The 1,364-nt window shown below is 43.5% G+C and carries 2 protein-coding genes; both read right to left on the minus strand.

All coding sequences use genetic code 11. From position 1 onward, the window contains the following. Positions 1-48: 48 nt before the first annotated feature. On the minus strand, positions 49-957 hold the full coding sequence (locus tag BUB85_RS20845; RefSeq protein WP_070310171.1) for an IS3 family transposase: 909 nt from the start codon (positions 955-957) through the stop codon (positions 49-51). Further along, complete coding sequence (locus BUB85_RS20850; RefSeq protein ID WP_073113382.1) at positions 954-1,286, minus strand: transposase; 333 nt, start codon at positions 1,284-1,286, stop codon at positions 954-956. Before BUB85_RS20850 ends, BUB85_RS20845 begins: the two co-directional genes overlap by 4 nt. Positions 1,287-1,364: the final 78 nt, after the last annotated feature.

Consider the following 1,364-nt stretch of genomic DNA (forward strand, 5'->3'; position numbering starts at 1 on the left):
TGATATTGTCAATATTGGTTGACACATTTATCTCAAAGATATCACTGACTATGCAGCCAGGTCCAAAGATTGATAGTATCTCTGGCGCTTGATGATCGGAGGAAGCCCACCATTAGCAGAGCAGATCCTCCTGTTATTCCAGTAACTGATGAAATATCTCCAAATGAGAACCTTCAGTTCCTCTGTGGTCATAGTTTCCGTATTGTAGCGGTCATAGAGAAGCTCGCTTTTCATTCTGGCCCACATGCTTTCACATCGGGCATTATCATGGCACCTGCCACCAGCACTGTTCATGCTTTGAATAATACCGTATTTTGCCAGAGCCTTACGATAGGTTTCACTGGTATATTGTGTTCCTCTGTCAGAGTGTAAAATGGCGCCTCGCAGATTAGGATATGCAAGATAGGCATTATCCAGGGTATGCTCACACAAAGTTGCTTTCATGTTGGTTTCCATCGCCAGACCAAGGACACTGGAATCAAAGCAGTCAAAGATAGCTGAAACATACAGTTTTCCATCTTTAGCCTTGATCTCTGTGATGTCAGTTACACATTTTTCAAGTGGCTTATTGGATTTGAAATCTCGCTTCAGAAGATCATCCGATTTACGCGCTTCCCGATCAGCTCTGGTAATACCATTTGGCTTACGCTTTGGCCGATGGCTAAGGCCTATTTCATCCATAACCCTGTAGACAGTTCGCTCACTGGGGATTTTGAGTCCTTCCAGATTCTTAAGGAGAAGTGCCTGATACATGCGAATACGCCCATAGGTATCATTGCATTCATCCTCAGAATTAATCGCTCTCATAGCATCAGCGAGATCCTGATATTTCCAGGGACGATCTTTAATAGCAAGATATTTGTAAAAACCCTGGCGGCTGACACCGAGCATCCGGCAGTAGAATGAGAGTTTCCCCTTAATCACGCCGTCTTCCGTTTTTATGGCAATGAACTTCATTCTTTGGTTCTTGCTGACTTCCGACGGCTGGCTGCGAAAAAAGCACTTGCTTCCTCGAGAAATTCATTTTCCTCTTTCAGACGCCGGATTTCTTTATCTTGATCCTTAACGCGTTTGCGGAGCATCGCAAGCTCCTCAGCAAGACTCATCGCACTTTCTGGAGTATGTGCACCATCGCCAATATCCAATGTGCCTGCTCTAACTGCTTTCAGCCATGTATGGATAGTTCCCTCCGGGATACCTAATTCTTTAGCAGCTTTAGCACCACCTATTTCTTTTGCTAACTTAACTGCCTGTACTTTGTATTCATGGTCATATTTACGTGCCATTTTGAGTACCTCCTTATTCTCTTGATTCTATCATGAAATCCTTGAGAATAAGATGTCAACTTTTTTTATACCACACCA

The sequence above is a fragment of the Hespellia stercorisuis DSM 15480 genome, from assembly GCF_900142165.1.
Classification (GTDB): Bacteria; Bacillota; Clostridia; order Lachnospirales; family Lachnospiraceae; genus Hespellia; species Hespellia stercorisuis.